We start from the raw sequence: 23,430 nt of genomic DNA, 5'->3' as shown, positions 1-23,430 counted from the left end.
GACGCTCAACCCCTCAGCACCTGCGCCCAGTTCCTCGGCACCCGCCCGGCAGGCCCCGGCACCGGCTGTTCGGCGGGATGACTGACCGGCGGGGCCAGCTCCGGACCCGAGGTGTACAACTCGTCCGTCGCGTAGTCCCAGAACCACTCCTCACCCGGCTCGAAACTTTGGATCACCGGATGCCCCGTGGCGTGGTAGTGCGCGGTGGCGTGCTTCGCGGGTGAGTCGTCGCAGCACCCGATGTGCCCGCACTGCGCGCACCGGCGCAGATGGAACCACCAGCCGCCGGCCTCCTCGCATTCCACGCAGCCGGTGCCGCTGGGCGGGACGCCCGGGTCGATCGCGTCGGCCTTGTCGCTGGTGCTCATACGGCTTCCTCCGCTTGCTCGATGGACGTGTCAGGCAGCTCGGCGGTGAGCGGCAGCAGCACCTGGAAGCGGGTGTCGCCGGGCACCGACTCCACGCGCAGGCCGCCGTGGTGCTTGTTGAGGACGATCCGCCGGGAGATGTCCAGGCCGAGCCCGGTGCCCTCGCCGACCGGTTTGGTGGTGAAGAACGGGTCGAAGATCCGGTCCTTGATCTCGGGCGGGATCCCGGGTCCGGTGTCCCGGAACTCCACCAGCAGCCGTTCGTGGTCGAGCGCGGTCCGCACGGTCAACGTGCCCGTGCCGCCCGCGCCGTTGATGGCGGACACCGCGTTGTCGATCAGGTTGGTCCACACCTGGTTCAGCTCCGCCGGATAGGCGGGCACCGGCGGGAGCGTGCGGTCGTACTCCTTCACGACCTGGATGCCGCCGCCGATCTTGCCGGAGAGCATCAGCAGGGTGCTGTCGAGGAGTTCGTGCACGTCCACCGCGCGGTAGGGCGCCCGGTCCAGCTGCGAGTACTGCTTGGCCGCGTCGACGAGATGCGAGATCCGGGTGGTGGAGTCCTCGATCTCGTTCATCAACAGCTCGGTCTCGATGGTGTAGTTGAGCCAGGCGACCGCACCGGGCAGGATCTCCTCGTCCACGGCGGCGGCGACCTGGTCCAGCCAGTCGACGTCGAGTCCGGCCTGCACGAAGGCCGGCGCCAGCTGCCAGGCCTGGCCGACGCCGTGGTCCTCCAGCCAGTCGGTGAGCAGGTCCTCCCGGTCGGAGGCCTCCAGCGGACTGAGCACCGGAGCCTTGGCGACCCGTTCGGCGGTGCGCTCCTGGATCTCGACCAGACTCGCCAACGCGTCGCGGGAGAAGGGGCCTTCGGCGATCATGGCGAGCTTGCGCCGCATCTTCGCGACCCGTTCGCGGAGCGTGGCCGTCGCCCGTACGGCCGCCGCCGCGGGGTTGTTCAGCTCGTGCGTGAGCCCCGCCGACAGCGAGCCCAGTGCCAGCAGCCGCTCCTGCTGCCCGATCACCGCCTGGGTGCGCTTCGCCCCGAAGAACAGGCCCTCCAGCAGATGCACGGCCATCGGGAACCACTCGTTCATGACGTCCGCGAAGATGTCCGCCGGCAGCACGAAGAACCGCGACGGCTCCGTCACCCGCATCGAGTTGTTGTAGGCCTGCCGCACTCGGTCGCCGATGTAGGCCTGCATCGCGCCCGCGTACACCCCGCGCTGCGAGGTGCGGGTGACCTCCACGTCGTCGCCGCCGACCCGGCGGGAGAGCACGACCGTGCCCTCGATCAACACGAAGAAGCAGGTGGCCGGGTCGCCCTCGGTGTACACCGGACCGGGCTGGAACAGCTCCACCCGACCCTCGCAGCACAACCGGCCCAGCTGTTCGGGGCTCAGCTTCTCGAAGAGGAACAGCGAGCCGATCTCCTGGGGACTGCACGGCATGATCTGCCCGCTCATGACTGCTCCAGATCGTTCATGACTGTTCCAGATACCGGTGGACGAGCATCACGGCCATGGCTCCCTCTCCGACGGCGGACGCGACCCGCTTGGCGGACTCGGCACGGGCGTCACCCGCCACGAACACGCCGGGGACGCTGGTCTCCAGGTGGTACGGCGGCCGGTCCAGCTCCCAGCCGGCCGGCGGCCGCCCGTCGGCCGTCAGATCGGGCCCGGCCAGGATGAACCCGCGCTCGTCGCGCAGCACGGCGTCGCCGAGCCAGTCGGTCAGCGGGGCGGCGCCGATGAACACGAACATCCACTGCGCGTCGACCCGTTCGCTCTCGCCGGTCACGGTGTCACGCAGCGTCAGCTGCTCCAGGTGGTCCGTGCCGTGCGCCGCGTCCACCACGGTGTGCGGGCGCACCGAGATGTTCGGCGCCTCGTTGATCTGCTGGATCAGGTAGTGCGACATCGAGGCCGACAGGTCGGGGCCGCGCACCAGCAAGGTCACCGACTTCGCGCCCCGGGACAGGTACATCGCGGCCTGGCCCGCCGAGTTGGCGCCGCCGACGATGAAGATGTCCTGCCCCTGGCAGGAGGCGGCCTCCGTCAGCGCCGAACCGTAGAACACCCCGCAGCCGGTCAGATCCAAGCAGCCGGCGGCCTCCAGCTGCCGGTACTGCACGCCGGTCGCGAGGATCACGCTGTGCGCGGCGATCGCCGAGCCGTCCGCGAACCGTACGACCCGGGCGGCGCCGTTGACCTCGAGTCCCGTCACCTCGCGGGCGGTCAGGATCTCCGCGCCGAACTTGGCCGCCTGCCGGCGCGCCCGGTCGGTGAGCTGGGCGCCGGAGACGCCGTCGGGGAAGCCCAGGTAGTTCTCGATCCGCGAGCTCTGCCCGGCCTGCCCGCCGGTCGCCGACCGCTCCACCAGCACGGTCCTGAGCCCCTCGGAGGCTCCGTACACGGCCGCACCGAGCCCGGCCGGCCCGCCGCCGATCACGATCAGGTCGTAGAAGTCGGCCGTCGGCGTGGTCGCCAGCCCGACCCGCGCGGCCAGCTCCGGCGCCTCGGGCTCGACCAGTACGGTGCCGTCCGGCGTGATCACCAGCGGCAGCCGCCGCGCGTCCTGCCCGGCGGCCGCCAGCAGCCGCTGCCCCTCGGGCTCCTCCACCGAGTACCAGCGGTACGGCACCTGGTTGCGGGCGAGGAACTCGCGCACGTCCGACGACCGCGCCGACCAGCGGTGCCCGACCACCTTGGTGCTGGGCACGGGCCGGTAGGCGCTGGAGCGCCAGGCCTGCAGCAGATCGTCCAGGACCGGGTAGAGCTTCTCCTCGGGCGGGTCCCAGGGCTTGAGCAGATAGTGGTCCAGATCGACCACGTTGATCGCGTCGATCGCCGCGTTGGTGTCCGCGTACGCGGTCAGCAGCACCCGGCGCGCCCCCGGGTACACGTCCAGCGCCAGTTCCAGGAACTCGATGCCGTTCATCTGCGGCATGCGGTAGTCGGCAAGGATCACCGCCACCAGGTCGCCGCGCAGCTTCAGCTCGCGCAGGGCCTCGAGCGCGGACTCCCCCGACTCCGCGCGCACGATCCGGTACGACTCGCCGTAGCGGCGCCGCAGATCGCGGGCGACGGCGCGGGAGACCCCCGGGTCGTCGTCCACGGTCAGGATGACGGTCCGCGCTGCGTCGGCGGCCTGTGCCATACGTCTCCCACCCCGAGCGTTGGTTCCGCGGGTCGGTGTCGTGGGGACCACCGCACCGGTTCGCAGCCATCGTATGTTCGATCGCCCCGATTCGCCCTGGGATACGGCAGGGGGCGCGATCAGCCCGGGTGCCGCTCCCCGAGCACACAGAACTCGTTGCCCTCGGGACCCGCGAGCACCACCCACTGCCACGGCTGCTCGCCCTGCCCGATCTCCGCGCGGCGGGCGCCGAGCGCGAGCAGCCGGGCCACCTCGGCCGCCGGGTCGTCCGGGTGAAAATCGAGATGCAGCCGGTTCCCGACCGTCTCCAGCTCCGGCACCGGCACGAACAGCAGCCCAGGCAGCCGGTCGGGCGCGGGCCGGGTCCCGTACGCGTCCGCGGCGTCGTTCACCACGGCCCGGCCCAGCGCCTCGGCCACCAGCGCCCGAGCGCCACGGGGCCGGCCGCGTCGACGACCAGCTGGTCCCACTCCGGAGTCGTGCCGGAAGCGTGGTCAGCGGGCGGCCGTGCCGGTTCTCGACCGTCTCCGGCGCCGGCACGAACAGCAGCCCAGGCAGCCGGTCGGGCGCGGGCCGGATCTCGTACGCGTCCGCGGCGCATTCACCACGCCCCGGCCCACCAGCGCCCGAGCGCCACGGGGCCGGCCGTGTCGAGGACCACCTGCTCCCACTCCGGAGCCGTGCCGGAAGCGTGGTCAGCGGGCGGCCGTGCCGTCCTGTTCCCTTTCCGCCTCCGCGAAGCCGGCCAGGGTCCGCAGCGCACCCAGGAAACGCTCGGCGTCAGCGTCGGAGAGGGCCGCCAGGAACCGGCGCTCGGCCTCCGGGCGGGCCTCTTCGGCGCGGTGCAGGTCCTCCTGGCCGTGGGTGGTCGGCTCGACCGTGTTCCGGCGCCGGTCCTCGGCGTTGCGGCGGCGCGCCACGAGTCCCTTGTCCTCCAGGGCGACGACCAGTGCGGTCATCGTGGTTCGGTCGGCCCCGATCCTGTCGGCGGCCTCCCGGCTGGGGCGATCGCACCCTGCGGCTGGTCGCCGGACACGCGGACATCTGGAACATCCCCCCGGGGTATCGCCCGACGGCTCGTGGAGGAGATCGTCGTGCCCGTGCGCGACGGTGGCCGATAGTGGGCACCAGCACCACGACAGCGGCGACGACGAGGAGGCCCACGGATGACACGCCCGATCACGGCAGGGGTGGACGGCACCCAGGAGAGCCTGGCCGCGCTGGACTGGGCGGGCCGGGAGGCCGTACGCCGTGGGCTGCCCCTGCGCGTGGTGCATGCCTGGCGGTACGCCGAGTCGCTGGCCGTCGCCGACCGGACCACCCAGCAGGTCTGGGTGTCGGAAGGGGTGGCGGAGGCCGTGCGGGGCGTCTCCGCGCGGCATCCGGAGCTGGAGGTGAGCGTCGACGTGGTCGAGGGCGAGCCCGTGCGCGCGCTGGCCCGTGCCGCGGCGGAGGCGGAGATGATGGTGCTGGGTTCGCGCGGGCACGGCCCCGTGCTCGGGTTCCTGCTGGGCTCGGTCGGGCAGCAGGTGATCACCGAGGCGGCCCGGCCGGTGGTCCTGGTGCGCGCCGGGGACCGGCCGGCGGCCGAGGCGGCCGGGCGGGAAGTTGTGGTCGGCCAGCACGGCGACCCCGAGGACAGTGCGGCCACGCTGCGGTTCGCGTTCGAGACGGCGGCGGCCCGTGGCGCGGCCGTCCGGGCCGTACGGGCGTGGACCCTGCCGCCGGTCTTCGCCTACAGCCCCGGCTCGCTCAAGCTCCTCGACGACTCCGGCGGTCTCGAACCCTACGAGCAGCAGGCGCTGACCGAGGCCCTCCGGCCGTGGCGGGAACGGTTCCCGGACGTGCCCGTGGCCGAGCACCTCGAGATGGGCAGCGCGGGCCAGGTGCTGCTGTCGGTGGCCGACCGGGCCCAGCTGATGGTCGTCGGGCGCCGGGCGCACCGTACGGCCGTGGGCGCCCGGATCGGCTCGGTCGCGCACGGGATGCTGCACCACGCCGAATGCCCGGTCGCGGTGGTCCCGCACGAGTGAGCTACTCGGCCTCGGTCGGCTCCAGGCCGGCCCGCGCCTTGGGCAGGACGTTCGCGATGTAGTCCTCGACGGCCGTGTCGAGGCCTATGTCGTGCTGGGCGCGCTCGGACAGGTACCAGCGGTGTTCCAGGAGTTCGTGGTAGATCTCGGCCGGGTCCATCGAGCCGCGCAGCTGTGGCGGCACGGCCCGTACGGTGGGCCGGAACACGTCCCGCACCCACCGGTGGGCCAGGACTTCCGGACGGGCGGCGAGCGGATCGCCGGGCGCGTAGTCGTCCTGGGTGGCCATCCAGCTCTCCAGGTCGTTCAGCAGCCGCCGCGCCTGGTTCTCCTCGGTGTCCAGGCCGGTCAGCCGCAACAGCTGCCGTTGGTGGTGCCCGGCGTCGACGACCTTCGGTACGAAGGTGACCGTGTCCCCGTTGGAGGAGTGCTCGATCTGCATCTCGGCCACGTCGAAACCGAGGTCGTTCAGCCGGCGGATCCGGCGCTCGATGTAGTGGTACTTGCCCGCCGGGTACACCGAGGTGCGGGTCAGCTCCTGCCACAGGCCCTGGTAGCGGGTGCAGATCTCGTGCCCGAACTCCACCGGGTCGACGGAGGGGTGCAGCGCACCGGACGCCTCCAGGTCCAGCAGCTCGCCGCTGATGTTCACCCGGGCCAGGTCCAGGTCGTACTCCCGCTGCCCCGGGCTCAGCCGCGGGTGCAGATCGCCGGTCTCGGCGTCGACCAGATACGCGGCATAGGCGCCCGCGTCCCGCCGGAAGAGGGTGTTGGACAGCGAGCAGTCGCCCCAGGCGAACCCGGCCAGGTGCAGCCGGACCAGCAGCACGGCGAGGGCGTCCATCAGCCGGTGCATGGTCGCCGGACGCATGGTCGTCTCGAACATCGACCGGTACGGCATCGAGCCGCGCAGATGCCGGGTGATCAGGACCGGCTCCAGCGGGGCGCCCGAGCGGTCGGTGCGGCCGGTGACCACGGCGAGCGGGTCGACGGCGGGGATGCCGAGCCGGTCGAGGTCGCGCAGCAGCCCGTACTCGCGCAGCGCGGGCCGCTCGGCCAGCTCCTTGACGGCGATCACCTCGTCGCCGGCGTGCGCGTACCGCACGACGTGCCGGGAGATGCCCCTGGGGAGCGGCACGAGGTACTCCTCGGGCCACTCCTCCAGGGGCACGTCCCAGGGCAGGGCGAGCAGGAGCGCGGGGTGCTCCGGGTTCGTGGCGTTGATCTGCAAGGCCATGGCACGAACCCTAAGGCCCCGCCCGCGTGTTCTAGGAGGCCCGGTCCCGCGCCTGCTCGGCCGCCGCCCGCACCGGACCCCGGTGGACCGGCCCGTGACCGGGCAGCAGGGTGTCGCCGTCCAGCGCGCCGATCGTCTCCAGGGAGGCCAGGACACCGGAGCGCTCGTGGTGGAAGAAGTCGAGCAGTATCTGCGGTCCCCTGACCCGCGAGGTCGCGTGGCCGCTGACCAGGGCGTCGCCGGAGATGACGATGCCCGCCTCGGGGAGGTGGTAGACGCAGTGGCCGCCGGTGTGGCCCGGGGTGTGCACGGGCACGGGGCGGCCGGGCAGGTCCAGGGGGCCCTCGTCCGGGAACGGCTCGGGAGCGGTGACGGGGTTGTGGTCGGTGCCGCCGACGCGGATCACATGGGCCGCCCAGGGCAGGACGCCCGGCCGCCAGGCGTTGCGGACCACGTCGCCGATGGAGGCCTGCTGCAGGAACTCCCGCCGCGCGTGCGGCACTTCGGCCGGGTGCAGGTAGACGGGCGTGCCGTGGGTGGCGCGCAGGTACTCGGCCGAGCCCAGATGGTCGTTGTGCGCGTGGGTGATCAGAACGGCGGCGACCGCCTCCGGGGAGCTGCCCACCTCGGCGAGGGATTCGAGAACTCCCTGGCGGTCTCCCGGATAGCCGGTGTCCACCAGCGTGACGGCGTCCCCGTCCTTCAGGATCACCCAGTTGACGTGGTTGCCGTGCACCAGATAGGTGCCGTCGGCGACGTGGTGTACCTCTGCCCGCATGATCTCCCCGAACCCTGTGACCGACCGTCCGGGACAGCCAACCAGATGTGCCGGTGCTCCCGCACCGGTGGGTGGCGTCACTGCACGCCGTGCGGCCGGAACTGGATGCTGATGCGCGGTCCCGTGGCCCGGGCCGTCTTCGGTACGCAGTGCTCCCAGGTCCGCTGGCAGGAGCCGCCCATCACGATCAGATCGCCGTGGCCGAGCGGCCGCCGCAGCGTCGTACCGCCGCCGCCCGCCGGACGCAGCAGCAGGTCCCGGGGCGCGCCGACGGAGAGGATCGCGACCATCGTGTCCTCGCGGGCACCCCGCCCGATCCGGTCCCCGTGCCAGGCCACGCTGTCCCGGCCGTCGCGGTAGAAGCACAGCCCGGCGGTCGTGAAGGGCTCGCCCAGCTCCTCGGCGTAGTGCCGGGACAACGCGTCACGGGCCTCGTCAAGCACCGGATGGGGGAGCGGGTCGTCCGCCTTGTAGAAGGCCAGCAGGCGCGGCACGGCCACCACGTTGTCGTACATCTTGCGGCGCTCCGCCCGCCACGGCACGTCCGCCGCCAGCTTCTCGAACAGGGCGTCGGCCCCGCTCAGCCAGCCCGGCAGGACGTCGATCCAGGCGCCGGCGCCCAGCTCGGTCCGGGCCGGCCCGTCGAGCGGCCCGAGCCGGAGCTCGTCGGTCTGGTCGAAGAGGGAGCCCTGGAGGTGCGTGGACATGGGTCCAGCGTACTCCTTAATCGAAAATGTGTTCCCCTTTGATCGGACCTTTCGATACATCGATGTATCGGATACATTCCTGTATCGAACTCGGGAGGGCCGGATGGAGGACACACCCAAGCGCGTCACCCGGCGCCGGGTCCAGACCCGAGCAAGGCTGCTTCAGGCCGCGTTCGAGGTGTTCGCGGCCAAAGGCTTCGGGCGGGTCTCCATCGAGGAGGTCTGCGAGGCCGCGGGCTTCAGCCGCGGCGCCTTCTACTCGAACTTCGCCACGCTGGACGAGCTGTTCTTCGCCCTCTACCAGGAGCGCGCCGACCTCATCGCCTCCCAGGTCACCGAGGCGCTCACCCAGGACGGGCCCGGACTCGACGTACCGACGGCCGTGGACCGCGTCACCGAGGTGCTGCTGCTCGACGTGGACTGGCTGCTGGTCAAGACCGACTTCCTGGTGCACGCCGCCCGCGACCCCGAGATCGCCCGGGCCCTCCTCGACCACCGCGCCCGGCTCCGCGAGGCGGTCGCCGACCGGCTCTTCCAGGCCGGCAGCCACACCGAACTGCCCGCCGTGCTCGGTGGCGTGGACGGCGCCGCGCACGCGGTGGTCGCCGCGTACGACGGCGTCACCGTCCAGCTCCTGCTGGACAAGGACGTCGACGCCGCCCGCGCCTGGCTCAAGCAACTGGTCACCGCCCTGCTCACGGACGGCAGCCGCACCCCCGCAGCACCCCGCACGACCCCCGCATGAGGACCCTCAGGAAGGACACAGTCACGATGGACGCGGACGTCATAGTCGTCGGAGCGGGCCTCGCCGGCCTGGTCGCGGCGCACGAGCTCACCAGCCGGGGCCGCCGGGTGGCCCTGGTCGACCAGGAGAACGCGAACAACCTCGGCGGACAGGCGTTCTGGTCCTTCGGCGGGCTCTTCCTCGTCGGCTCCCCGGAGCAGCGCCGCCTCGGCATCAAGGACTCCTTCGACCTCGCCTGGAGCGACTGGCAGGGCAGTGCGCGGTTCGACCGGCACGACGACGAGGACTCCTGGGCGGTGCGCTGGGCCCGCGCCTACGTCGAGTTCGCGGCCGGCGAGAAGCGGTCCTGGCTCAAGGGGCACGGCATCGAGCTGCTGCCGACCGTCGGCTGGGCCGAGCGCGGCGACCTCAGGGCCGGCGGGCACGGCAACTCGGTGCCCCGCTTCCACATCGCCTGGGGCACCGGCACCGGCGTGGTCGAGCCGTTCGTCAAGTACGCCCGCCAGGCCGCCCGGGACGGACTGCTGACCTTCCACCACCGCCACCAGGTCGACGAGCTGGTCATCGAGGACGGCACCGCGCGCGGGGTGCGCGGCACGGTGCTCGCCGAGGACCGCTCGGCACGCGGAGTCGCCTCCAACCGCGAGCGCGTCGGCGACTTCGAACTCACCGCCCAGGCGGTCGTCGTCACCACCGGCGGCATCGGCGCCAACCACGACATCGTCCGCCGCCACTGGCCCGCGCGGCTCGGTACCCCGCCGGCCGAGATGGTCACCGGCGTCCCGGCCTACGTCGACGGCCGGATGCTCGACATCAGCGCCGAGGCCGGTGTGCGGCTGGTCAACCGGGACCGCATGTGGCACTACACCGAGGGCCTGCAGAACTGGGACCCGATCTGGCCCGGCCACGGCATACGCATCCTGCCCGGCCCGTCCTCCATCTGGCTCGACGCCCTCGGCCGCCGGCTGCCCGACCCCTGCCTGCCGGGCTACGACACCCTCAACACCCTCAAGTACCTGCGCACCACCGAGGACATCGCCGGATACGACCACTCCTGGTTCATCCTCACCCGGAAGATCATCGAGAAGGAGTTCGCGCTCTCCGGCTCCGAGCAGAATCCGGACATCACCGCCAAGGACCGCAAGGCCGTCCTGCGCGACCGGCTGCTCGGCAAGGGTGCGCCCGCACCGGTGCAGGCCTTCCTCGACAAGGGGGCGGACTTCGTGACCGCGGGCAACCTGGAGCAGCTGGTCGGGAAGATGAACGCCCTCACCGACAAGCCGCTGCTGGACGCGGTCGAGGTGCGCCGCCAGATAGAGGCCCGCGACCTGCAGATGGCCAACCCCTACAGCAAGGACTCCCAGGTCCAGGGCATCCACAACGCCCGCCGCTACATCGGGGACCGGCTCGGCCGGGTCGCCACCCCGCACCGCCTCCTCGACCCCGCCGCGGGCCCCCTCATCGGCGTCCGGCTGCACGTGCTGACCCGCAAGACCCTCGGCGGCATCCAGACCGACCTCGACTCCCGCGCCCTGTCCGCCGACGGCACCCCGATCGAGGGGCTGTACGCGGCGGGCGAGGTGGCCGGCTTCGGCGGCGGCGGGGTGCACGGCTACAACGCGCTGGAGGGCACCTTCCTCGGCGGCTGCCTGTTCTCCGGCCGGGCCGCGGGCCGGCACGCGGCCAGGCACACGGGTTGACCGGATCTCTTGAGTGCAGGCCCCGTCCTTCAGGACGGGGTCAGCTCATCCTTGGCGCGGAGCCGCGCAGCGGCGGAGTTCTCTGCGTTGTCGGTGGCGTGCACTATGTTGATCCACCAGCCGAAGGGGGGTGTGCTCATGCTGTCCGGTCGCCGGTACCTGCTCGATCTCTCGCCCGAACAACAGGAGATGTGCGAGGAGTTCGGCAACATCTGCCGGTCGGTGTGGAACACAGCCTTGGAGCAGCGCCGGGAATACCGGCGGCGCGGGGCGTGGATGAACTGCGCGCCGCAGTGTGCCGAGCTGGCCGACGCCAAGGCTGAGCACCCGTGGTTGAAGGCGGCACCGTCGCACGCGTTGCAGCAGACGCTCAAGGATCTGGACCGGGCCTGCCGGGATCACGGCACGTTCCAGGTGCGGTGGCGGTCGAAGGCACGTTGGTCGCCGTCGTTCCGGTTCCCGGACGCCGAGCAGATCAGCGTGGAGCGGCTGGGGCGCAAGCGGGGCCGGGTCAAGCTGCCGAAGCGGGGCTGGGTCCGTTTCCGCTGGTCCCGGCCCCCGGGTGGTGAGATCCGTTCCGCGACCGTGTCCCGCAAGGGCGGCCGGTGGTTTGTGTCGTTCCTCGTGGACGACCAGGCCGCCACTTGCCGGCAGCATGCCATGCCCGGTACCGCCGTGGGTATCGACCGGGGGGTCAAGACCGCCGTCGTCACCTCGGACGGCGACTTTTACGACCGCCCGTTCATCACGGCCGGCGAGATCGTCCGGTACCGGCGTCTGCAACAGCGCCTCGCCCGGTCGAAGCGCGGCAGTGCGAACCGGCAGAAGACGATCGCGGCTATGGGCCGGATCATGTCCCGGGTGTCGGACCGGCGTGGGGACTTCTGCGCGCAGACCGCCGCCCGGATCGTCGCGAAGAACGCCCTGGTGGTCCTCGAAGACCTGCGGATCAAGAACATGTCCGCCAGCGCGTCCGGTACCGTGGCCGAGCCCGGCCGGAACGTCCGTCAGAAGGCCGGGCTGAACCGGGCCATCCTGGACAAGGGATGGCACCGCCTCGAACTCGCCTTTACCAACGCCGCCCGGTACACGAGCACGCGCGTGGTGAAGGTCAACCCCGCGTACACGTCGCAGCGGTGCTCCGCCTGCGGCTTCGTCACCGAAGAAAACCGCGAGAGCCAAGCGGTCTTCCGGTGCAAAGCCCCAGGCTGCGGACACCGCGACCATGCCGACGTGAACGCCGCGAAGAACATCAAGGCCGCAGGACATGCGGTCTCAGCCTGTGGAGACCTTGGCACCAGCCGGTCCGTGAAGCAGGAACTCGTAAGCCGGGCGACCGGCCGAACCCCCTCATAGGGGAATCCCCGGGTTTCCACCCGGGGAGGAAGTCAACTCAGCCCTTCAGCAGCTCCAGCAGGACCTGCGCGTGGCTCTGCTCCGGCGTCTTGGACGCGGTCAGCAGGGTCACGCGCTTCCCGCGGGCCGCCTTGCGCAGGCCGTCGAGGAGTTCGGCGGACTCGGGGGCGTCGAGCTCCGCCTCGTAGCGGCCCCGGAACTCCTCGTAGGAGCCGCCCCTGTGGTACCACTTGCGCAGTTCGTTGGACGGCGTGAGCGCCTTCGGCCACTCGTCCACCCGGGCCGCGTCCTTGGCGAGGCCGCGCGGCCACAGGCGGTCGACGAGGACGCGCAGGCCGTCGTCGGCCTCGGGCGGGTCGTAGATGCGGCGCACACGCACGCTCACGGTCGGGGCCCCTCTCGGATCGTGGACGGTCCCGCGAGCCTACTGCGGCGGATCCCGGCCACCCGGTCGCGACGCGGGGCGAGTTGTCCTGAACAAGACAGAAACCGGGCGCTCGCCGCCCCTAGTCTGTAGCACCCGGCACTTCCTCCAGGAGCCGCATGTGACGCCACCCAGCAGACCGCACCTCCGACGCCGCACCGCCGTCCTCGCCACCCTCCCCGTCGCCCTCGCGACACTCGTCGGCGCCGCCGGAGCCACGGTGCCGGGCAAGGCCGGCGCCTCCGGCACGGGCGACCCCTACTTCCCGCTCAGCGGCAACGGCGGCTACCACGTCCGGCACTACGACCTGACGCTCCGCTACGACACCTCCGCCCGGCACCTCGACGGCCGGGCCGCCCTCTCCGCCCGCGCCACCGAGAACCTCAGCCGCTTCGACCTCGACCTGAAGGGCCTGCAGGTCACCCGCGTCACCGTCGACGGCGCGCCCGCGGCCTTCCGGCGCGACGGCCAGGAACTCGTCGTCACCCCGCGCCACACCCTGCGCGCGGGCCGGGACTTCCGGGTCACCGTCACCTACGCCGGCACCCCGAAGCCGGTCACCGACCCCGACGGCAGCGCGGACGGCTGGATCCCCACCGACGACGGCGCCTTCGTCGCCGGCGAGCCCCAGGGCGCGATGACCTGGTTCCCGGCGAACAGCCACCCCAAGGACACGTCGTCGTACGACATCACCGTCACCGTCCCCCAGGGGCGCACGGCCGTCTCCAACGGCGTGCTGCTCGGCCGGCGCACCGAGCACGGGCGTACGACCTTCCACTGGCGCGAGACCCAGCCCATGGCCGCCTACCTGGCCACGGTCACCATCGGAAAGTTCGACGTCGAGCAGTACACCACCCACGACGGCGTCCACGTGTACAACGCCGTCGACCCGCGTGAGGCGAGCGCGGCCGCACCGGTGCTCAAGAAGCTTCCGTCCGTCCTGAGTTGGGAGAGCAAGCTGTTCGGGCCGTACCCGTTCCGCTCCGCCGGGTCGATCGTCGACCACGCGAACGTCGGCTACGCCCTGGAGACCCAGACCCGGCCGCTGTACGACTCCGCACCCGACATCGGCACCCTCGTCCACGAGAACGCCCACCAGTGGTTCGGCGACTCCGTCTCCCTGACCGCCTGGAAGGACATCTGGCTCAACGAGGGCTTCGCCACCTACGCCGAGTGGCTGTACACCGAGCAGCACGGCGGCGACAGCGCCCAGAAGACCTTCGACGCCCTCTACGCCCGCCCGGCCGGCGACCACCTGTGGGCGTTTCCGCCCGGCGACCCGGGCAGCGGCGGGAACATCTTCGACACGCCCGTCTACGCCCGTGGCGCCATGACCCTGCACGAACTGCGCAAGGCCGTGGGCGACCGGCACTTCTTCCGGATCCTGCGCGCCTGGACGGCCGGACACCGCGGCGGCCACGGTACGACGGCACAGTTCGAAGCGCTGGCCGAGCGGATCTCCGGGAAGCGGCTGGACGGGCTGTTCCACACCTGGCTGTTCACCAAAGGCAAGCCGAACAGCGCCTGAACCCTGACCGGTTCCAAACATGTGTCGGCCAGGGTCGACACCATGATCCATCGCAGAACCGCCGTCGCCCTCCTCGCCTCCCCGCTGCTGCTCACCGGCTGCGGCGGCGGTGTCGAGGCGACCGGGCGCCGGACACCCCCCACCCGCCCGGCACCCACCGCCACGCCCGCCTCCGCGGTCCAGGCGGAGCAGGCACACCAGGGCATACCGGGCCTCGGCCCCGCCAGGTCGGCGGCGATACCCGAGCGCTGCGAGCAGGCCGTCGTCGTCACCGGGCGCGGGAAGGACTCCCCGCTCTGCACGGTCGCCCTGCACCAGCGCACCACCGCCGGCTGGCAGACGGGCCCCCGCTGGCCCGGCCACAACGCCCTTCGCGGCTGGAGCGCCCACCACGTACTGGGCGACCTGCGCTCCCCGCTCGGCGTCTACACCCTCTCCGACGCCGGCGGCCTCCTCCCCGACCCCGGCAGCAAACTGCCGTACCACCGCTCCGGCGGCTTCCACTCGCCCGGCACCGGCTTCGAGGGCGAACCGCTCGAGGGCTGCTTCGACTACGTCATCGCGATCGACTACAACCGCCGGCCCGGCACCTCCCCGCTGGACTGGACCCGGCCGCTCGGCCCGAAGCGCGGCGGCGGAGTCTGGCTGCACGTCGACCACGGCGGGCCCACCCACGGCTGTGTCAGCGTCGCCAAGGGCCACATGAGGGAACTGCTGCGGACCCTCGATCCGGCACGGCATCCGGTGGTCGTCATGGGACACGCCGACTGGCTCGCCGTCTGAGCCGCCTAGGATCCGAACCCGTGTGCGCACATGTACTGGTCGCCGAGGACGACGAGAAGCAGGCCGAACTGATCCGCCGCTCCCTGCTGGCCGAGGGACACACCGCAACCGTGGTGCACGACGGCGCCGCCGCGCTGGAGGCGGCCCGCGGCCTCAGACCCGACCTCGTCGTCCTGGACCTGATGCTCCCGGTCGTCGACGGCTTCGGGGTGTGCCGGGCGCTGCGCGGCGGCGCGGACCCGGAGATACCGGTGGTCATGCTCACCGCCCGGTCCGCCGAGGACGACGTGCTGCTGGGCCTCGAACTCGGCGCCGACGACTACATGACCAAGCCGTACAGCCCACGCGAGCTGATGGCCCGCATCCGCACGGTGCTCAGACGCAGCGGGCGCGGCGTCGGCACCCGGGACGACGACCCGGTCGTACGGGCCGCCGGGATCAGCGTCGATCCCGTACGGCACGAGGTGCGCTGCGACGGCGCGGTCGTGGACTGCACGCCCGCCGAGTTCCAGATCCTGCTGTCGATGGCCGCCGGGCCGGAACGGGTGTTCACCCGGCGGCAGTTGCTGCAGTGCACCCGCGGCTTCGACCGGGCGTCCACGGAGCGGGCGATCGACGTCCACATCATGAACCTGCGCCGCAAGATCGAAACCGACCCGCGCCGGCCGGTACGGCTGCTGACCGTGTTCGGCGTCGGCTACAAGCTGAGCGGAACCAGGCCGTGAGGCGGCGGTCCCGAGCGGGGCGGGAGGCGTCCGTGACGTGCGGGCGGCTTCGGGACGGGCGGAGGTGTCCGTGAAGCGTCGGTGGCTCCGGGTCCGGCCGGGCATGCCCGGGCAGCGCGAGCAGGCGGGCGCCGGCCCGCAGGCGCCCGTGAGGCGGCGGATCCCGCTGCGCAAGCGGCTTCTCGTCCGGCTGCTGTCCGTGTCCGCGCTGATCGCGGTCTGCTCGGTGGCCGCCACCGCCTGGCTCGCGGTGACCACCACGACCAGCGCCCTGAAGGAGGAGCAGGGCCAGGACCTCGCGGCCGACAACAGCATCCTGGCCCGGCTCAGCGGATACGCCGCCACCCACTCCGACTGGACGGACGTCCGCCGCACCGTCCGGCAGCTGGCCGCCGAGACCGGACGCCGGATCGCGCTGACCACCGCCGACCGCACCCTCGTCGCCGACTCCGCGCCCCGCGGCACCCCGCTGCCGCCCCGGCCCGCGGCCACCGTCGACCCGCTGCGCACCGACACGTACAGCGAGAGCGGCGCCCAGCTCAGCGGCATCGACCCGCGCGTGGTCGGCCCCTACCGGCTCCCGGCGAAGGAACGCGCGCAAGTGAAGGCGCTGGCCGCCAAACGCAGGCAGTGCTACGAGCACTACGGCCTCCAGCCCGGAATCGTCCGCTCGGCGAGCGGGCGGACCGTCGTCACGCTCCCCGACGGCACCGATCCGGCCGCCTACGGCGCGGCGGTGTGCGAGGACGGACGGCTCAACATGCCGACACCGACGGAACGCAAGGCCCTGGCCGACCTCACCGACCTCGCCCGGCCCTGCCTGAAGCAGGCCGGCCTGGACTTGGGCGGGCAGCTCTTCCTCACCTTCGACCCCAGCGGCAAGGACCTCTTCGGCGGCGGCTACCTCGTCGCCAAGTTCGCCAGAGCGGGCAAGGAGGCGACGGCGCGGGCCGCCCAGCACTGCATCCTGACCGCCCGGCGCACCCAACTGGAGCCCTACGTCGCCCCGGTGGCCGACCTGTTCCTCGGCATCGGCGACCAGAACACGTCCCGCTTCGACATGTCCCCGGCCAACAAGGCCAAGGTGATCGGCGCAGCCGGACTGGTCCTCGCCGTCACCGTCGCCGTGACCGCCCTCGTCGCCATCCGGCTGGTACGGCCGCTGCGCGCGCTGACCGAGGCCGCCCAGCAGCCGCCCGAACTGCACGTACGCGTACCGGTGACCACCCGGGACGAGACCGGCATCCTCGCCGAGGCCTTCAACGACCTGACCGAGCGCCGCGCCCGCCTGGAGGCGCAGCGCAAGGCGATGGTCAGCGACATCGCGCACGAGCTGCGCAGCCCGCTCACCAACATCCGCGGCTGGCTGGAGGTCGTCCGCGACGGAGTGGTCGAGCCCGACCCGCCCCTGCTGGACTCGCTGCACGAGGAGGCGCTCGTGCTGCAGCGGATCATCGACGACCTGCAGGACCTCTCCGCCGCCGACGCCGGCACCCTGCGGCTGCACCGCGAGCCGCTGCGTGCGGGCGACCTGCTGGACCAGGTGGCCGCCGCCCACCGGGTCGCGGCCAGAGCCGCCGGGGTCGCCCTGCGCACCGAGACCGACGCCGGCGCCTGGCTCGACGCCGACCCGGTGCGGATGCGGCAGGCCCTCGGGAACCTGGTCTCCAACGCGCTCAGGCACACCCCGGCCGACGGCACGGTCACGCTCGCCGCCCGCCGGGACGGCGACGACGTCGTGCTGACCGTCAGCGACACCGGCTCGGGCATCGCTCCCGAGGACCTGCCGCACGTCTTCGACCGGTTCTGGCGTGCCGAGAAGTCCCGCAGCCGCCGCACCGGCGGCAGCGGCCTGGGCCTGCCGATCGTGCGCCACCTGCTCGCCGCCCACGACGGCACGGCCGAGGCCGCGAGCGAGCCCGGCCAGGGCGCCGTCTTCACCCTGCGGCTGCCCGCGGCAGGCCCACCCGCGGACCCCGCCTGACCGCCTCCGATTCCCCTCGCGCACCAGGGGTACTCCGGTCGCGCGGCGCAGTCGAGGGAGGTCGGGTCATGAGCGCAGCGGAGAACCTGCCGGTCGTGTCCACGCTCGCGGACGTGGCCCGCCTGGTGGACGAGCAGCAGGGCCTGTACGTCCGCTGGTCCCTGGGGCCCGGCACCGACCTCGCCGAGGTCTCCAGCACCGACGACCTGACCGGTGTGTCCATGCCGGGGCTGTCCGCCAGTCCGCTCGACATCGAGAGCTGGTGGGCGGACCGGTCGGTGGAGCTGTGGGTGGCCCGCCGCCTGTACGACTACGCACACCTGCCGCACGACAAGGGGCCCGGTGTCCGTCCCTGGGTCCTGCGGGGCCGGGAGGCCGGCCGGGGCCCCGACAACGAGCCCCTCGTGACCGATGCCGAGCCGTTGTGCTGGATCGCGGACGAGGTGATCGACGCGGCGAAGGCCGAGGTGGCGCGGCAGGAAGCGGAGTGGGGGACGCTGCGCCGCGGTGGCCGCTGAGGCCCGGACCGCGGCGCCCGGCTCAGCCGGAGCGTGGCCGGGAGCGGGCGCGGCGGTGCAGGGCCCGGCGCTCCAGCTCGGTCGTACCGCCCCAGATGCCGATGCCCTGCCCCGTCTCCAGCGCCCAGTCCAGGCACTCCTCCCGGACGGGGCACCGGCCGCAGACCGCCTTGGCGCGCTGGGTCTGCACATGCGCCGGACCGGTGGTGCCGATGGGGAAGAACAGGTCGGGGTCCTCGTGACGGCACGCGGCATGGTCGCGCCAGTTGTCCATGGAAGTCTCCCGGATCCGATCGAAGTCGTCCGTGCCTGTCGAATGCGTACTGCGTGCTTGCGGGTTCGGGTGACCGGTCGCGGCGGCGTGAAACGGCGTGTGCGACAAGGGATCGCGTGTGGGGGGCGATCCGGCCACGGGCGCGCGTACGGCCGGGGCGAGCCGTGCGCGTTCAACGGGCCGGGAACGGTGCGGACGGGCCACCGGGCCGTGGGCACCCGTACCCGACCGGGCACCGGGGGCGCGGAGTTGGGGCGGGAACCGGCCGGGACCGCCGTCCGCCGCGCCACCGCCCGACCACCGTACTCCGCGGGGCCCTTCCGCCGGCGCGAAACGGATAATCCGAAACGGTTAATCCGAAACGGACGTAGACGGATGAAACGCGGACGGGGGACCGTGACGGGGGCGTCAGCGGCGCAGCGCCTCGGCCGCCGTCGCCGTCACCGCATCGGCGAAAGCGGCCAGTGCGGGGGAGTCCAGCCTCCACTGCTGCCAGTACAGCGTGACGTCCATCCACTCCTCGGGAGCGAGGAGCACCAGCCGGTCCTCCACCAGCAGCGGACGCGCCTGGACCTCCGGCACCATTCCCCAGCCCAGCCCGGCGGCGACCGCGTCCAGGAAGCCCTCCGAGGTGGGCACGAGGTGCCTGAGCGGGCCGGCGGCGTCCCGGCCCAGCCGGCGTACGAAGGCGTCCTGGAAGTCGTCCTTGCGGTCGAAGACCACGACGGGGGCCTCGGACAGCGCCTCCGGCAGCGGCCGCCCGCCCAGGTGGGCGGCCGTGAACTCCGGTGTACCGACCGGCAGATACCGCATCCGGCCGAGCGGCCGGACGGTGCAGCCCGGCACCGGGTCGGCGGCGGTGGTCACCGCCGCCATCACCAGCCCCTCGCGCAACAGGGCCGCCGTGTGGTCCTCGTCCTCCCGGTGGAGTTCGAAGCAGAGCCCCGCCACCCGGGTCAGCGCCGGCAGGAACCAGGTCGCCAGCGAGTCCGCGTTCACCGCCACCGACACCCGCGTCGGCTCCCCGGCGCCGCTCAGCCCGAGTTCGCCCCAGGCGTCCCGTTCGAGCCGGGCGAGCTGCCGGGCGTACCGCACCAGCACCGCGCCGGACTCCGTGGCCCGCACCGGCTTGGTGCGCTGCAACAGCACCCGGCCGGTGCGCTGTTCGAGCGCCTTCACCCGCTGGCTGACCGCCGACGGGGTCACGTGCAGGGCGGCCGCGGCGGCGTCGAAGGTGCCCTCGTCGACCACGGCGAGCAGGGTCCGTACCTGCTCAAGGGGAAGCTCCGTCATCACGAGCGCTAAGGATACGTAAGAAACATTAGCTGTACTTGACTCGGCCGCCTTCCTAGGTTCGGGGGCATGACCCACGCCCTGACCGCCGCGGCCGCTGGATTCGGCACCGGCCTCTCGCTGATCGTCGCCATCGGCGCCCAGAACGCCTTCGTCCTGCGGCAGGGGGTGCGCCGCGACGCGGTCCTCGCCGTGGTGGGGATCTGCGCCCTGTCCGACGCGGTGCTCATCGCGCTCGGCGTCGGCGGTGTGGGGGCGGTCGTGGTGGCGTGGCCGGGCGTGGTCCGGACGGTGGGGATGGTGGGCGGTCTCTTCCTGCTCTGCTACGGCGTCCTCGCGGCCCGGAGGGTGCTCCGGCCGGGTGCGGACGGACTGAGCACCGAGGGGGAGGCCGCGGGCTCCCGGCGCCGGGCGGTGCTCACCTGTCTGGCGATGACCTGGCTGAACCCGCACGTCTACCTGGACACCGTGTTCCTGCTCGGCTCCCTCGCCGCCGACCGGGGCGCGCTGCGCTGGACCTTCGGGCTCGGCGCCGCGCTCGCCAGCCTGTGCTGGTTCGCCGCGCTCGGCTTCGGTGCCCGGCTGCTCGGCCGCTTCCTGACCCGCCCAGCGGCGTGGCGGGTGCTGGACGGCCTGGTCGCCGTCACCATGCTGGTGCTGGGGGCCACGCTCATGGCCGGATCCTGAGACCGGGGCCCGGCGAAACCCGTTCGGTGTGCACAGGGTCCGCTGAGATAGTTAGGCTCTCGAATCGAAAAGATGTAGCGAGCAACCTCTATCGGCAACAGGACACCCGTGGACACGAGCGAGAGCAGCACCACCGAACCCGACGCCGCGACGGACGCGGCGGCTCCGCCCCGGCGCGGCTGGCGCCGCTGGGCGATGGACACCCGTCCGCTGGGCATCCCGGCCTACCGGCGCCTGTGGACGTCGACCATCGTCACCGCCGTCGGCAGCCAGCTCACCGCCGTGGCCGTGCCCAAGCAGATCTACGACGTCACGCACTCCTCGGCGTGGGTCGGCTATGCGAGCCTGGCCGGTCTGGTGCCCATGGTGGCGTTCGCGCTGTGGGGCGGCGCGGTCGCCGACACCGTGGACCGCCGCAAGCTGCTGCTGGTCACCAACACCGGTATCGCGGTCACCTCGCTGCTGTTCTGGGCACAGGCCGTCACCGGGATGGACTCCGTCGCCGTCCTCATGGTGCTGCTCGCGTGCCAGCAGGCCTTCTTCGGCCTCAACGCCCCGGCCCGCAACGCCTCCATCGCCCGACTGGTCCCCGCCGGGCAACTGCCCGCCGCCAACGCGCTCGGCTCCACGGTGATGCAGACTGGCCTGGTCGCCGGCCCCCTGCTCGCCGGTGTGCTGATCCCGGTCATCGGGCTGCCCGAGCTGTACCTCATCGACGCCGTGGCGCTGTGCGTGACCGTGTGGGCCGTCTTCCGGCTGCCCGCGCTGCCACCGCTCGGCGCGGCCGCCCGCCGGGCCGGGGTGCGCGAGATAGCCGCGGGCTTCCGGTACATCTCCCGGCACAAGGTGCTGCTGCTGTCCTTCCTCGCCGACATCGTCGCCATGGTCCTCGGCATGCCCCGCGCGCTGTTCCCGCAGCTCGCGGCGCAGACGTACCACTCCTACGGCGAGGGGCTCGCGCTCGGCGTGCTGTTCGCCGGCATCCCGGTCGGCGCGGTGCTCGGCGGTCTGTTCTCCGGGGTGTTCTCGCGGGCCCGCCGGCACGGCTGGATGGTCATCGGGGCCGTCGTCGGCTGGGGCGTGGCCATCGCCGGGTTCGGGCTGAGCCGCGACCTCTGGGTGGCCCTGGCCTTCCTCGCCGCGGCCGGTGTCGCCGACATGGTCTCGATGGTGTTCCGCGGCGCGATCCTGCTGTCGGCCGCGACCGACGAGATGCGCGGCCGGATGCAGGGCGTGTTCACGGTGGTCGTCGCGGGCGGGCCGCGCCTGGCCGACGTGCTGCACGGCACGGCCGGCTCGGCCTTCGGCCCGCGCGCCGCGGTGGCGGGCGGCGGCGCGCTGGTCGTCGTGGTGATGCTGGCCCTGGCCGCCGCGGTGCCGGCGCTGCGGCGCTACCGGATCTGAGTCACACCAGACCGCCGCGCCCCTTGGTCGTGTACTGGTCCATCAGCTTGCCCCGGGTCGTCTCCAGGCGGTGGGCGAGGATCTCGGCCACCGTCCGCACCAGCGAGAGCCCGAGCAGCGGGTCCTCCACGCACAGCGCGAGCACCGAGGGCCCGTCGAACTCGTAGGCGCGTACGTCGGTGAAGGCCACCGCGCCGAAGTCCCACCGGTACGGCGGGAACAGCCAGGACCAGCCGAGCATGTCGCCCGCGCCGAGCGTTGCCACGGTGACCCGCTGCCGGGAGGTGACCTGCTGGTCCAGGTGGACCGCGCCGGAACGGATCACCCAGAACCGGTCGGCGGTGCCGCCCGCCTCGAAGATGCGGGTGTCCTCCGGGAACGAGACCTCCTTGGCCAGTTCCATAAGGCGCTCGCGCTGCGCCTGGGGCAGGGCGGTCAGCAGTTTTATCGCTTTGGTCATGGCCGGGGCTCCTCGCCGAGGGTCCGGGGGTGCTTTCCCTAAGCCCATTTCAGCCGCTGCCGCCCCTGCGGGCACCTCGAAGGACGCGGATTTCCCGCTGCGTGCCCGGTTTCGCCGCCGTTTCCGGGCAGCAAGAAGCCCTGGCTGGACGGGGGAAGCCAGCCAGGGCCGTCTGCGGTGACGCCATGGAGGGAGGAAGGACGGTTCCGGTCACCTCCGGCATCACGTATGTATGAATGATAAACCATCCGCCGGGCTTTCTACCAATCGGTAGCGAGTCACGTGACCTGCTTCACGCCTTCCGCCCCGACCGGCCTCCCCCCCGGGCAGACGATCTCCTCCAGCACCCGTGTCACCGCCTCGAACGCCCACGCCCGGGCCGTCGCCTCCCGCGCGCCGTCCGGATCCGTCGCCGTCAGGTTCTGTGCGCGTTCCCGCCACGCCCGCTCCTCCGCGGCCGCGTGTTCCCGGCCTCGCTGGATGCGCCGCAGCAATTCGTCCGCGTCCACGACATCGGTCATACCCCTCTGGTACCCGCGAGGCCGCGGTGATGACACGGGAGCGCGCGGCGTTTGACGGCTCCGGATGAGGTGAGGCGAAAGGGAGGAACCCGGCAGCCCGGGCATCGCTCAGGGAGGAAGGGATGCGCGACAAGCACCGCACCAGCTGTTCGGCGACACTGCGGGAACCGCGTCGCCAGCCGTGCCGGCCGGCCGAGGCCCGCAGAACCGTCGAGCGCGTGGTGGCCGAACGGTGCCGGGCCCGCGCCATCCCCTGCGGTGAAGCGACCATGGAGGACGCACTGCTGGTCACCTCGGAGCTCACCACCAACGCCATCCTGCACGGCGGCGGCATCACCGGCTTCGACGTCGACGTGGACTCCGGGGGCGTACGGGTGTCGGTGAGCGACAACAGCGACGAGCTGCCGGTGGCCGCCGCGCCGGTCGACGAGCGCGGCCCCACCCGGCTCGGCGGCCGGGGCTGGCCCATCGTCTGCCGCCTGTCCCGGGACATCCGGGTGGCGCAGTTGCCCTGCGGGGGCAAGCGCATCACGGCCGTCGTGCCGCTGCACTGAGCCGTGCGGAAGTTCCGCCCTTGGGGTGTTTGCTCCCCGTAGCGAGGGGCAGGCGGAATCTCGTGCTTCGGACCGGAGGCGCGCGCCCGGCAGGAACCGTACGAGCGCCCGAGTCCCCCTCTCGGCGGACCGGGCGACCGACCCGCGGCGAACCCTGACACCACCGTTCGGGCCCGGCCCAGAAAGCCTCTT

General features: G+C 72.4%; 24 protein-coding genes and 1 pseudogene. 12 read left to right on the top strand and 13 right to left on the bottom strand.

All coding sequences use genetic code 11. From position 1 onward, the window contains the following. Positions 1 to 5: 5 nt before the first annotated feature. The 5 genes and pseudogenes from ACQPXS_RS06725 to ACQPXS_RS06705 form a co-directional block, all read right to left on the bottom strand. Positions 6 to 368 (bottom strand): UBP-type zinc finger domain-containing protein, encoded by a 363-nt coding sequence (locus tag ACQPXS_RS06725; RefSeq protein WP_433447886.1) that lies wholly within the window; start codon positions 366 to 368, stop codon positions 6 to 8. Then, positions 365 to 1,834 carry an ATP-binding protein gene (locus ACQPXS_RS06720; RefSeq protein ID WP_433447884.1) on the bottom strand — a complete coding sequence of 490 codons (1,470 nt, stop codon included), beginning with the start codon at positions 1,832 to 1,834 and terminating at the stop codon, positions 365 to 367. The genes ACQPXS_RS06725 and ACQPXS_RS06720 overlap by 4 nt, the downstream gene beginning before the upstream one ends. A 16-nt stretch (positions 1,835 to 1,850) precedes the next feature. Beyond that, positions 1,851 to 3,527: an FAD-dependent oxidoreductase gene (locus ACQPXS_RS06715; protein ID WP_433447882.1), complete on the bottom strand. Its 1,677-nt coding sequence runs from the start codon at positions 3,525 to 3,527 to the stop codon at positions 1,851 to 1,853. Positions 3,528 to 3,646: 119 nt separating this feature from the next. Next, positions 3,647 to 3,987: pseudogene (locus tag ACQPXS_RS06710) on the bottom strand (VOC family protein). A gap of 235 nt (positions 3,988 to 4,222) precedes the next feature. Further along, entirely contained in the window at positions 4,223 to 4,804 is a 582-nt protein-coding gene (locus ACQPXS_RS06705; protein ID WP_433447880.1) for a MarR family winged helix-turn-helix transcriptional regulator, read from the bottom strand. Here ACQPXS_RS06705 and ACQPXS_RS06700 point away from each other — a divergent pair. Next, the gene (locus tag ACQPXS_RS06700; protein WP_433447878.1) at positions 4,694 to 5,560 is read left to right on the top strand and encodes a universal stress protein; all 867 of its coding nucleotides are present in this window, start codon (positions 4,694 to 4,696) and stop codon (positions 5,558 to 5,560) included. The two genes, ACQPXS_RS06705 and ACQPXS_RS06700, sit on opposite strands and share 111 nt — an antisense overlap. Position 5,561: 1 nt before the next feature. Here the strand turns inward: ACQPXS_RS06700 and ACQPXS_RS06695 are convergent, their stop codons facing one another. The 3 genes from ACQPXS_RS06695 to ACQPXS_RS06685 all read right to left on the bottom strand — a co-directional run bounded on the left by ACQPXS_RS06695 (position 5,562) and on the right by ACQPXS_RS06685 (position 8,282). Beyond that, complete coding sequence (locus ACQPXS_RS06695) at positions 5,562 to 6,797, bottom strand: DUF4032 domain-containing protein (protein ID WP_433447876.1); 1,236 nt, start codon at positions 6,795 to 6,797, stop codon at positions 5,562 to 5,564. A gap of 31 nt (positions 6,798 to 6,828) precedes the next feature. Then, entirely contained in the window at positions 6,829 to 7,575 is a 747-nt protein-coding gene (locus ACQPXS_RS06690; protein WP_433447874.1) for an MBL fold metallo-hydrolase, read from the bottom strand. 77 nt (positions 7,576 to 7,652) lie between these two features. After that, complete coding sequence (locus tag ACQPXS_RS06685) at positions 7,653 to 8,282, bottom strand: alpha-ketoglutarate-dependent dioxygenase AlkB (protein WP_433447872.1); 630 nt, start codon at positions 8,280 to 8,282, stop codon at positions 7,653 to 7,655. A 103-nt stretch (positions 8,283 to 8,385) separates the two neighbouring features. Between ACQPXS_RS06685 and ACQPXS_RS06680 the strand changes: the two genes are divergently transcribed. Genes ACQPXS_RS06680 through ACQPXS_RS06670 form a run of 3 tightly spaced genes read left to right on the top strand, consistent with a single transcriptional unit; the run spans position 8,386 to position 12,083 of the window. After that, positions 8,386 to 9,027 (top strand): TetR/AcrR family transcriptional regulator, encoded by a 642-nt coding sequence (locus tag ACQPXS_RS06680; RefSeq protein ID WP_433447870.1) that lies wholly within the window; start codon positions 8,386 to 8,388, stop codon positions 9,025 to 9,027. Between the two features lie 26 nt (positions 9,028 to 9,053). Next, entirely contained in the window at positions 9,054 to 10,727 is a 1,674-nt protein-coding gene (locus ACQPXS_RS06675; RefSeq protein ID WP_433455737.1) for an FAD-binding dehydrogenase, read from the top strand. Positions 10,728 to 10,778: 51 nt separating this feature from the next. Next, a complete protein-coding gene (locus tag ACQPXS_RS06670) occupies positions 10,779 to 12,083 on the top strand; it encodes an RNA-guided endonuclease InsQ/TnpB family protein (protein WP_433447868.1) in 1,305 nt (434 codons plus the stop codon). A 37-nt stretch (positions 12,084 to 12,120) separates the two neighbouring features. On the opposite strand, the gene ACQPXS_RS06665 is transcribed toward ACQPXS_RS06670, so the two are convergent. Then, positions 12,121 to 12,468 (bottom strand): DUF488 domain-containing protein, encoded by a 348-nt coding sequence (locus ACQPXS_RS06665; protein WP_433447866.1) that lies wholly within the window; start codon positions 12,466 to 12,468, stop codon positions 12,121 to 12,123. A 160-nt stretch (positions 12,469 to 12,628) separates the two neighbouring features. On the opposite strand from ACQPXS_RS06665, the gene ACQPXS_RS06660 reads away from it, so the two are divergent. From ACQPXS_RS06660 to ACQPXS_RS06640, 5 genes are all read left to right on the top strand, one after another. After that, on the top strand, positions 12,629 to 14,035 hold the full coding sequence (locus ACQPXS_RS06660) for a M1 family metallopeptidase (protein WP_433447864.1): 1,407 nt from the start codon (positions 12,629 to 12,631) through the stop codon (positions 14,033 to 14,035). A gap of 42 nt (positions 14,036 to 14,077) precedes the next feature. After that, entirely contained in the window at positions 14,078 to 14,818 is a 741-nt protein-coding gene (locus tag ACQPXS_RS06655; protein ID WP_433447862.1) for a L,D-transpeptidase family protein, read from the top strand. Positions 14,819 to 14,838: 20 nt separating this feature from the next. Then, positions 14,839 to 15,543 (top strand): response regulator transcription factor, encoded by a 705-nt coding sequence (locus ACQPXS_RS06650; protein ID WP_433447860.1) that lies wholly within the window; start codon positions 14,839 to 14,841, stop codon positions 15,541 to 15,543. Positions 15,544 to 15,691: 148 nt separating this feature from the next. Next, positions 15,692 to 17,527 carry a sensor histidine kinase gene (locus ACQPXS_RS06645; RefSeq protein ID WP_433455735.1) on the top strand — a complete coding sequence of 612 codons (1,836 nt, stop codon included), beginning with the start codon at positions 15,692 to 15,694 and terminating at the stop codon, positions 17,525 to 17,527. Positions 17,528 to 17,595: 68 nt separating this feature from the next. Continuing rightward, complete coding sequence (locus ACQPXS_RS06640) at positions 17,596 to 18,045, top strand: DUF6098 family protein (RefSeq protein WP_365330441.1); 450 nt, start codon at positions 17,596 to 17,598, stop codon at positions 18,043 to 18,045. 22 nt (positions 18,046 to 18,067) lie between these two features. Here ACQPXS_RS06640 and ACQPXS_RS06635 read toward each other — a convergent pair whose 3' ends face one another. Beyond that, positions 18,068 to 18,319 (bottom strand): WhiB family transcriptional regulator, encoded by a 252-nt coding sequence (locus tag ACQPXS_RS06635; protein ID WP_351812597.1) that lies wholly within the window; start codon positions 18,317 to 18,319, stop codon positions 18,068 to 18,070. 408 nt (positions 18,320 to 18,727) lie between these two features. Beyond that, positions 18,728 to 19,615, bottom strand: coding sequence for a LysR family transcriptional regulator ArgP (locus ACQPXS_RS06630; protein WP_433447857.1), 888 nt, complete (start codon positions 19,613 to 19,615; stop codon positions 18,728 to 18,730). 66 nt (positions 19,616 to 19,681) lie between these two features. Here ACQPXS_RS06630 and ACQPXS_RS06625 point away from each other — a divergent pair, with 66 nt between their 5' ends. Continuing rightward, positions 19,682 to 20,299: a LysE/ArgO family amino acid transporter gene (locus ACQPXS_RS06625; protein ID WP_433447855.1), complete on the top strand. Its 618-nt coding sequence runs from the start codon at positions 19,682 to 19,684 to the stop codon at positions 20,297 to 20,299. A 108-nt stretch (positions 20,300 to 20,407) separates the two neighbouring features. Next, entirely contained in the window at positions 20,408 to 21,703 is a 1,296-nt protein-coding gene (locus ACQPXS_RS06620; RefSeq protein ID WP_351812588.1) for an MFS transporter, read from the top strand. Between the two features lies 1 nt (position 21,704). On the opposite strand, the gene ACQPXS_RS06615 is transcribed toward ACQPXS_RS06620, so the two are convergent. Both ACQPXS_RS06615 and ACQPXS_RS06610 read right to left on the bottom strand, forming a co-directional pair. Continuing rightward, positions 21,705 to 22,163, bottom strand: coding sequence for a cyclic nucleotide-binding domain-containing protein (locus ACQPXS_RS06615; protein ID WP_356306767.1), 459 nt, complete (start codon positions 22,161 to 22,163; stop codon positions 21,705 to 21,707). Between the two features lie 278 nt (positions 22,164 to 22,441). After that, positions 22,442 to 22,684 carry a hypothetical protein gene (locus tag ACQPXS_RS06610; RefSeq protein ID WP_351812582.1) on the bottom strand — a complete coding sequence of 81 codons (243 nt, stop codon included), beginning with the start codon at positions 22,682 to 22,684 and terminating at the stop codon, positions 22,442 to 22,444. A gap of 122 nt (positions 22,685 to 22,806) precedes the next feature. On the opposite strand from ACQPXS_RS06610, the gene ACQPXS_RS06605 reads away from it, so the two are divergent. Further along, positions 22,807 to 23,238, top strand: a complete 432-nt coding sequence (locus ACQPXS_RS06605; RefSeq protein ID WP_433447851.1) for an ATP-binding protein — start codon at positions 22,807 to 22,809, stop codon at positions 23,236 to 23,238. Positions 23,239 to 23,430 lie beyond the last annotated feature (192 nt).

Source organism: Streptomyces sp. CA-142005 (genome assembly GCF_050942335.1).
In the GTDB taxonomy this organism is placed as follows: domain Bacteria; phylum Actinomycetota; class Actinomycetes; order Streptomycetales; family Streptomycetaceae; genus Streptomyces.
This window is presented reverse-complemented; position numbering and strand designations above follow the sequence as displayed.

What these genes read in the sequence shown, in the direction of transcription:
- ACQPXS_RS06725 (WP_433447886.1), bottom strand. Translation starts at nt 368, where the DNA reads ATGAGCACCAGCGACAAGGCCGACGCGATCGACCCGGGCGTCCCGCCC.
- ACQPXS_RS06720 (WP_433447884.1), bottom strand. Translation starts at nt 1,834, where the DNA reads ATGAGCGGGCAGATCATGCCGTGCAGTCCCCAGGAGATCGGCTCGCTG.
- ACQPXS_RS06715 (WP_433447882.1), bottom strand. Translation starts at nt 3,527, where the DNA reads ATGGCACAGGCCGCCGACGCAGCGCGGACCGTCATCCTGACCGTGGAC.
- ACQPXS_RS06700 (WP_433447878.1), top strand. Translation starts at nt 4,694, where the DNA reads ATGACACGCCCGATCACGGCAGGGGTGGACGGCACCCAGGAGAGCCTG.
- ACQPXS_RS06705 (WP_433447880.1), bottom strand. Translation starts at nt 4,804, where the DNA reads ATGCACCACGCGCAGGGGCAGCCCACGGCGTACGGCCTCCCGGCCCGC.
- ACQPXS_RS06695 (WP_433447876.1), bottom strand. Translation starts at nt 6,797, where the DNA reads ATGGCCTTGCAGATCAACGCCACGAACCCGGAGCACCCCGCGCTCCTG.
- ACQPXS_RS06690 (WP_433447874.1), bottom strand. Translation starts at nt 7,575, where the DNA reads ATGCGGGCAGAGGTACACCACGTCGCCGACGGCACCTATCTGGTGCAC.
- ACQPXS_RS06685 (WP_433447872.1), bottom strand. Translation starts at nt 8,282, where the DNA reads ATGTCCACGCACCTCCAGGGCTCCCTCTTCGACCAGACCGACGAGCTC.
- ACQPXS_RS06680 (WP_433447870.1), top strand. Translation starts at nt 8,386, where the DNA reads ATGGAGGACACACCCAAGCGCGTCACCCGGCGCCGGGTCCAGACCCGA.
- ACQPXS_RS06675 (WP_433455737.1), top strand. Translation starts at nt 9,054, where the DNA reads ATGGACGCGGACGTCATAGTCGTCGGAGCGGGCCTCGCCGGCCTGGTC.
- ACQPXS_RS06655 (WP_433447862.1), top strand. Translation starts at nt 14,078, where the DNA reads ATGATCCATCGCAGAACCGCCGTCGCCCTCCTCGCCTCCCCGCTGCTG.
- ACQPXS_RS06640 (WP_365330441.1), top strand. Translation starts at nt 17,596, where the DNA reads ATGAGCGCAGCGGAGAACCTGCCGGTCGTGTCCACGCTCGCGGACGTG.
- ACQPXS_RS06635 (WP_351812597.1), bottom strand. Translation starts at nt 18,319, where the DNA reads ATGGACAACTGGCGCGACCATGCCGCGTGCCGTCACGAGGACCCCGAC.
- ACQPXS_RS06625 (WP_433447855.1), top strand. Translation starts at nt 19,682, where the DNA reads ATGACCCACGCCCTGACCGCCGCGGCCGCTGGATTCGGCACCGGCCTC.
- ACQPXS_RS06615 (WP_356306767.1), bottom strand. Translation starts at nt 22,163, where the DNA reads ATGACCAAAGCGATAAAACTGCTGACCGCCCTGCCCCAGGCGCAGCGC.
- ACQPXS_RS06610 (WP_351812582.1), bottom strand. Translation starts at nt 22,684, where the DNA reads ATGACCGATGTCGTGGACGCGGACGAATTGCTGCGGCGCATCCAGCGA.
- ACQPXS_RS06605 (WP_433447851.1), top strand. Translation starts at nt 22,807, where the DNA reads ATGCGCGACAAGCACCGCACCAGCTGTTCGGCGACACTGCGGGAACCG.